We start from the raw sequence: 7,218 nt of genomic DNA, 5'->3' as shown, positions 1-7,218 counted from the left end.
TGCTTTCTTTTCGTTACGTTGTTTAATTTACAAGGTACACGCCGTTCCCGGCGGAGTGTTTTTTATTTTACAAAATCTTTTCGGATTTGTCAAGTACTTTTTTCAAAAGTTTTTTGACGAACCGACGTTCATTTGTAAGCTAAAAAACGCTTGATGTCACTGTCAGGGGGATTTTCTCCCCCTCACCGGCGCAGTTACTACCGCGCTGACAGCTTAGTTAGAATACCAGAGGTGCAACGGAAAGTCAACCCGCTTTTTAACCATTTGTTTACTTTTTCTTTATGTTTTCTATTTATTTCCAATTTTATGCCGTTTCTTGTAATAAAATCAATATTTATTATTATTGCAGCTTATATCCAATCTCATATTTTCGTCGCCCTTTCGTCATTTTGGCAAGCAACGCAAAAAGAGGAGAAAGGATTCTTTCCCTCTCTCCTCTTTCTGCGCCGAATGTGGCATGTCAAAAATACTATATATTATATTATATTGTACTATGCTCGGCCGTTTCTTGCCGCTCGCCGGGTACTCACAGTAAGATCGGCTGAATCTGGCGGCCTTCCAGAGCCGCCTCCACCGTCTCCGGCAGCTTCGTAAAGTCAGCGACCAGAGACGACGGCTTTGCAAATGCGCTGTCCTGTCCAAAGGGGACAAAGTAAAAGTTCTTCCGCACCAGCAGCTCTCCGATATTCCGGGCACCGGCAGCAAGTCCGTCATTGCTGGCCATGGCGATCACCACCGGACGCCCGTTGCGCAGATGTGCCTTTGCTGCCATCGTCACGGCGGTGTCTGTAATACCAGCCGCCAGTTTTGCAATGGTATTGCCGGTGGCCGGTGCAATCACCAGCACATCCAGCAATGCCTTGGGGCCAATGGGTTCTACCGAAGGAATGTCGCACAGCACTTCCTGCCCCGTCAGTTCCTCCAGCCGCTCCAGCAGCGCGTCCGATGTACCAAAACGCGTATCCGTATAGGCCGCCGTCTCTGAGACAATGGGAATCACCGTCTCATATTGTTCCACCAGTGCCTCCAGCGCGCCCAGCGCCTTTTCATGGGTGCAGAACGACCCACACACCGCAAAGCCGATCCGTTCCTTTCTCACACACTGTCACCTCGTTCCTCCAAGATATGGTATACCGTATCCCGGATGGCCGCGGCAGCCGTCACCGGCGCCAGTTTACCCGGCAGGGACCGGGCCCAGACCGCCGTGTGTCCCAGCGACTCCGCCGCCGCCAGATCCATCCCCGGCACCGAGGCCAGCTCCACACAAAGGCATCCCGCCGGCAATCGCCTGAGCAATGCCTCATCCAGGATCAGGGAGGGAATCGTATTGAACACCACGGGAAAGTGCCCCAGTTCCTCTGCCAGATCATCCGGCCGTACCGCGGCGTATCCGCAGGCCGCAGCCCAGGCACGGCTCTCCGGCCGTCTGGCAAACGCCCACACATGGGCGCCCAATCCCTGGAGCCGGCGGCACAGCAATGTTCCAATCCTGCCCAAGCCCATGACCAGACAGTCCATTCCCAGCAGCGTCCGATCCAGGTGCTCCATGGCCACCTGAATGGCCCCCTCCGCCGTAATGGCAGCGTTGGCCACGGTCAGTTCTTCCCGGGCAAAGTAATCCACCAGCGTCAATCCCCGGCTAGCGGCTCTTTCCGCCAGAGCAGCATCCACTTTTCCCGCCAGCAGCATCTGTCCCGGACGAAACCGCTCCAGCAGCGCCTCCGGCTGTACCTGCAGGCCTGTGCAGTTGAACCGTCCATCTCCATCCCGCACCGGCAGCGGTAAAATCACCGTCTGTGCCGATTCGGTCTCCTCCAGTGCTCCGCTTTCTCCCCACGCCTCCAGGCCCCAGGTATATACCGTATGTCCGTCCTGCCGCAGCAGCCGGGCAAGCTCCGATTGTCGCCGGTCGCCGCCCAGCACCCCAAAGTACGGCTTCATGTATCATCCCTCCCTGCCACATACTATGGCTGGCAGGCAGGAAAGGTGCACCGGGCACGCCGCTGCTTCAGCGGGTTTCTTCCATGGATTTGCGGGCATACTGCATCAGGGCCGTCCGCTCATTGGCCACAGCCTCATCCAGCACGGCATTCAGCAGCAGCCGCAGCATCTGCCCCACGCCGGCGCCCTTCAGTCCCAGTGCCGCCAGATCATTTCCCCGGACCGCCAGCTGCCGCAGACTCACGCACGCGCCTTCCGCCGCCAGCCCGTCCAGGATCTCCTCTGCCCGGCGGATTTCCCCCAGCAGGTCCTGGCTGGCCTGGGCCAGATTGTCCGCCCGTTTGATCTCCAGCAGCCGCCGCAGGTTCTCCTCTCCCAGCTCCGCCAGGGCACGACGGATCCCCGGCCGGGTCCGCGGGATATTCCGGTCGTGCCAGCGCACCAGACACACGACCGTCTCCGTGGTCCGATTGTCCACCCGCAGCCGCCGCAGCATCTTCTCCGCCATAACCGCCCCCCGCTCCGGGTGCCCGGGAAAGTGGCCGCTGCCGCTTGCGTCCTGCACAAAGCAGCCGGGTTTCCCCACATCGTGAAGCAGCATGGTACAGCGCAGCAGCCGGTCCGGCGGCAGTACCGAGAGTGCATGCAGGGTGTGCTCCCATACATCATAGCAGTGATGGCGGCTGTGCTGGTCAAACCCCACCATGGCTGAAATCTCCGGCCAGAACACCGCCAGCACATCCGGAAACTCCCGCAGAACCTGCGGTGCCCAGTCCCCTTCCAGCAGCCGACTCAGCTCGCCCCAGATCCGCTCCGGCGCAATGTCCGCCAGCAGTATACCGCACCGGTGCAGCGCCGCTGCCGTCTCCGTCTCCGGAGAAAGGCCCAGGCAGGCGGAAAACCGCAGTCCCCGCAGAATCCGCAGGGCGTCCTCCCGCAGCCGCGCCTCCGGCGCTCCCACGCAGCGCAGCACCCCATTTTGCAGGTCCTCCCGGCCGCCGAACGGGTCACGGATATTTCCCCGCCGGTCCATGGCCATGGCGTTGACGGTAAAGTCCCTTCGGCGCAGGTCCTCCACCAGCGAGTCCGTAAACGCCACCGTCTCCGGACGCCGGTGGTCCCGGTAGACTCCGTCCAGGCGAAACGTGGTCACCTCCACCCGCTCTGTTCCCTGCCGGACAGTGACAGTGCCGTGGCGCAGCCCGGTGGGCAGGGAACGACCGTCGAATACTGCCATGGTCTCCTCCGGGCGGGCGGACGTGGTCACGTCCCAGTCCTGGGGTGTCCGTTCCAGAAGCAGGTCCCGCACACAGCCGCCCACGCACCAGGCCTCATAGCCGGCCTGCTCCAGCGTCTTTAAAATTTCCTCCACATACTGCGGTATTCCATTCATGGTTTTCCCCCTGCTTCCGGTTGCTTTTTTTCGTCTGATATACTATAATAAGTTGCTTATGATTATACAATGACGCCTCCGGCAATGCAACGCGGAGGCGATTGAAAGGAAGTTCTTTTCCATGATGAACAATCCTCTTCCCATTCGTGACTTCATCGTTCCCGGCAAGCGGGCCCACCTGGTGGGCATCGGCGGCGTATCCATGTGTCCCCTGGCGGAAGTGCTCAAGGGCATGGGCCTGGAGGTCCAGGGCTCCGACATGAATGAGAGCGAGACGGTGCTCCATCTGCGCTCTTTGGGTATCCCCGTCGCCATCGGCCACAACGCCGACAATCTGGGCGACTGCGACCTGGTGATCCGCACCGCCGCCGTCCACGACGGCAACCCGGAGATCGCCGGTGCTGTCGCCCGGGGCATCCCCGTCTATGAGCGGGCCCAGGCCTGGGGCGCCATCATGCAGCGCTATCCCAACGCTCTGTGCGTCTCCGGCACCCACGGCAAAACCACCACCACCTCCATGTGTACCCACATCTTCATGGCCGCAGAGGCCGACCCCACTGTCATGATCGGCGGCACGCTGCCCCTGCTCCACTCCGGCTACCGGGTGGGCCAGGGCGACACCATCATTTTGGAGTCCTGCGAGTACTGCAACAGCTTTTTGAGCTTCTTCCCCACCGTGGCGGTGATTTTGAATGTGGAACCGGACCATCTGGACTTTTTCAAGGATCTCCAGGACATCGAGCACTCCTTCCACAAGTTTGCCGATCTGGTCCCTCCTGCCGGTTCCGTCATCGTCAACGCCGACAACACCGGCGCCATGGAGTCCGTGGCCGGCCTGAAGCACCCCATTTTTACTTTCGGTCTGGAACAGCCTGCCGACTGCACCGCCGCCAACCTCACGGAGGAGGACGGCCATCCCGTGTTCGACATCATGATTCACGGCCAGTTCTACGCCCACGCCAAGCTCCACGTCTATGGGCAGCACAACGTGCTCGACGCCCTGGCCGCTGCTTCCGCCGCCTATGCCCTGGGTCTGCCCGGCAAGGCCGTAGAGGAAGGTCTTGCCTCCTTCGCCGGCGCCGGCCGCCGCTTTGAGCACAAGGGCACCTACCACGGTGCCGAGCTCTACGACGATTACGCCCACCATCCCGACGAGCTCCACGCCCTGCTCACCACTGCCCGGGGCCTGGGCTACAAGCGGCTGGTGGTGGCGTTCCAGCCCCACACCTATTCCCGCACCGCCAAGCTCTTCGACCGGTTCGTGGAGGAGCTGAAGATTCCGGACGTGACCATTCTGGCGGAGATCTTCGCCGCCCGGGAGCAGAACACCCTGGGCATCTCCTCCGCCGATCTTTGCCGCAACATCCCCGGTGCCGTGTACTGCTCCACCCTGGACAAGGTGACGGAGGCCCTGCGCAAGACCATCCAGCCCGGCGATCTGGTCATTACCGTAGGGGCCGGCGACATCTACCGGGCCGGTGAAAAACTGCTGCAGACGGAGGATTGAGCCGTGTATCTCTCTTCCCTTTCTCACAACACCCGTCCTGAGGGGACGCTGCTGCCCCAGGAGGAGGCGGCGTTTGCCATGCTGGAGCGCCTGGGAATCGACTACGACCGGGTCTCCAGCGACCCGGCGGACAACATGGAAAAGTGCGCCGCCGTCAGCCAGGTGCTGGGCATGCCCATCTGCAAGAATCTCTTTTTGTGCAACCGGCAGAAAACGAAGTTCTACCTGCTGGCCATGGGGCCGGACAAGCCCTTTCACACCAAGGATCTGAGCCATCAGATCGGCTCCGCCCGTCTGTCCTTCGCCCCGGAGGAGGAGCTGTGGAACCTGCTGCACTGTACCCCCGGCTCCGCCACAGTGCTGGGCCTTATGAACGACACGGATCACGCCGTGACGCTGCTCATGGAGCGGGAGGTCTATGAGGCGGAGTATTTCTCCTGTCATCCCTGCATCTGCACCAGCAGCCTCAAGCTGCGCACCGCCGATCTTCTGGAAAAGTTCCTGCCTGCCACCGGGCATACTGTCACCGTGGTGGACCTGTAATCCCGTTTGAATCACCCCCGGCCCGGCCGGGGGTTTTTTCATGGGCATCCAGTTACTTCCCGTCGTCAGCTTTTGATTGCATTTCTTTTAAATCACGTTATAATAATGATGATAAAACGAACTACGGAGGCAAGCGCATGGATATCCACAGCGTTCGTCAGCAGCTGAAAACCAAATCCATCTACGATCTGCCCCTGCGGGTCACCTTCTACGCCCGGGTATCCAGCGAGTCCGACGAGCAGCTCAACTCCCTGGGCAATCAGGTCCAGTACTACGAGACCCTGATCCGGAAAAATTCCAGCTGGACGTACGTGGACGGCTACATCGACGAGGGGCTCTCCGCCGCCACCACCAAAAAGCGGGAGAACTTCCACCGAATGATCGACGACGGGGAGGCCGGGTGTTTTGACCTGATCCTCACCAAGGAGATCACCCGCTTTGCCCGAAACACCCTGGACTCCATCCAGTACACCCGCCGCCTGCTCTGTGCCGGGGTGGGGGTGTTTTTCCAGAACGACAACATCAATACGCTGGACGAGGACAGCGAACTGCGGCTGACCATCATGTCCGGCATCGCCCAGGACGAACTGCGCAAGCTCTCCAGCCGGGTGAAGTTCGGCCACCAGCAGGCCATCAAAAACAAGGTGGTGCTGGGCAACAGCCGGATTTTCGGCTATGTGAAGGACGGCGGACGGCTGGTCATCGACGAGGCCGAGGCCCCCATGGTGCGGGAGCTGTTTACTCTCTACGCCACCGGAGACTACTCCATGAAGCAGATCGAAACCCTCTTCTGGGAAAAGGGCTACCGCAACCACAACGGCAAGAAGATCGCTCACACCACCATGTCCGGCATGATCGCAAATCCCAAATACAAGGGCTATTATGTGGGCAACAAAGTCAAGGTCCTGGACCTGTTCACCAAAAAGCAGAAATTTCTCCCGCCGGAAGAGTGGGTCATGTTCAAGGATGAAACCGGTCAGATCGTCCCGGCCATTGTGGACGAAGATCTCTGGGAGGCCGCCAACCGGGTGCTCCGGCGCCGCAGTGAGGACGTAAAAAACCGCCAGGGCGTGTGCAACCACGCCAATCTTCTCACCGGAAAGCTTTACTGCACCCACTGCGGTGCTGCATACTACCGCCGGGAGTCCGTAGACCGCAGCGGACACAAGAACAGCAAGTGGGTCTGCTCCGGCAAGATCAAAAACGGCGCCGATGCCTGCCCCTCCTTCCCCATTTATGAAGAGGAGCTCAAGCCGCTGCTCTATGCGGTGTTCCAGGAGACGGAGGAGAGCGCTCAGGCTCTGGTGGAAGAGTATATTGAAATGTACAGGTCTCTCTCCGACAGCGGAGACACCGCCCGGCAGGTCTCCGGATTGCGGGATCAGGCCGACCTGGCCCGGAAGAAAAAAAGCAAACTCCTGGGCTACAACGCTGCCGGACAGATCTCCGACCGGGACTTTCTGGAAATGAACCAGGCCTGCGACCGGGAAATCCAGGAGGCGGAGCGGCAGATCTGCGAGTTGGAACAGCAGCAGCTATCCAGAGAGGAATTCCGCAAACACATTGACGCCATCCGCCAGGTGCTCCGGGAAGCCCGGCACGACGCGGCGGACGGCGTCATCAGCAAGGCCTTCGTGGACCGGTATATCGACAAAATCCTTGCCACCCCGGAGGAAGACGGCTCCATGCGATTGCAGATCAAGATCTTCACCGGGGAGACCACGGACAAATACCTGCAGAATCTCAGAAGTCGTACGGGTCACACGTTCAAGAAGATGATCGAGTCCTACGAGAAGTCTCTGTAAAGGCCGCGCAGGACTTCCCCAGTAAAAAG

The 7,218-nt window shown here is 59.9% G+C and carries 6 protein-coding genes; 3 read left to right on the top strand and 3 right to left on the bottom strand.

Features of this window, described 5'->3' with window-relative positions; translation table 11 throughout:
- Positions 1-526: 526 nt before the first annotated feature.
- The 3 genes from QZS13_RS09560 to QZS13_RS09550 form a co-directional block, all read right to left on the bottom strand.
- A complete protein-coding gene (locus QZS13_RS09560; RefSeq protein WP_295588368.1) occupies positions 527-1,099 on the bottom strand; it encodes a dipicolinate synthase subunit B in 573 nt (190 codons plus the stop codon).
- On the bottom strand, positions 1,096-1,941 hold the full coding sequence (locus QZS13_RS09555; RefSeq protein WP_295588365.1) for a dipicolinate synthase subunit DpsA: 846 nt from the start codon (positions 1,939-1,941) through the stop codon (positions 1,096-1,098). Before QZS13_RS09555 ends, QZS13_RS09560 begins: the two co-directional genes overlap by 4 nt.
- A gap of 67 nt (positions 1,942-2,008) precedes the next feature.
- The gene (locus QZS13_RS09550) at positions 2,009-3,334 is read right to left on the bottom strand and encodes a CCA tRNA nucleotidyltransferase (protein ID WP_295588362.1); all 1,326 of its coding nucleotides are present in this window, start codon (positions 3,332-3,334) and stop codon (positions 2,009-2,011) included.
- Positions 3,335-3,455: 121 nt separating this feature from the next.
- Between QZS13_RS09550 and murC the strand changes: the two genes are divergently transcribed.
- The 3 genes from murC to QZS13_RS09535 all read left to right on the top strand — a co-directional run bounded on the left by murC (position 3,456) and on the right by QZS13_RS09535 (position 7,189).
- Positions 3,456-4,841: a UDP-N-acetylmuramate--L-alanine ligase gene (gene murC / locus QZS13_RS09545; RefSeq protein WP_295588359.1), complete on the top strand. Its 1,386-nt coding sequence runs from the start codon at positions 3,456-3,458 to the stop codon at positions 4,839-4,841.
- A gap of 3 nt (positions 4,842-4,844) precedes the next feature.
- A complete protein-coding gene (locus tag QZS13_RS09540) occupies positions 4,845-5,384 on the top strand; it encodes a prolyl-tRNA synthetase associated domain-containing protein (protein WP_295588356.1) in 540 nt (179 codons plus the stop codon).
- Positions 5,385-5,521: 137 nt separating this feature from the next.
- Positions 5,522-7,189, top strand: coding sequence for a recombinase family protein (locus tag QZS13_RS09535; RefSeq protein ID WP_295588354.1), 1,668 nt, complete (start codon positions 5,522-5,524; stop codon positions 7,187-7,189).
- The last annotated feature ends 29 nt before the right edge of the window (positions 7,190-7,218 follow it).

Origin of the sequence: uncultured Oscillibacter sp., from assembly GCF_900546705.1 — a bacterium.
Lineage (GTDB): Bacteria > Bacillota > Clostridia > Oscillospirales > Oscillospiraceae > Oscillibacter.
The sequence above is the reverse complement of the archived record's forward strand: the minus strand, read 5'-3'. Positions and strand labels throughout refer to the sequence as shown.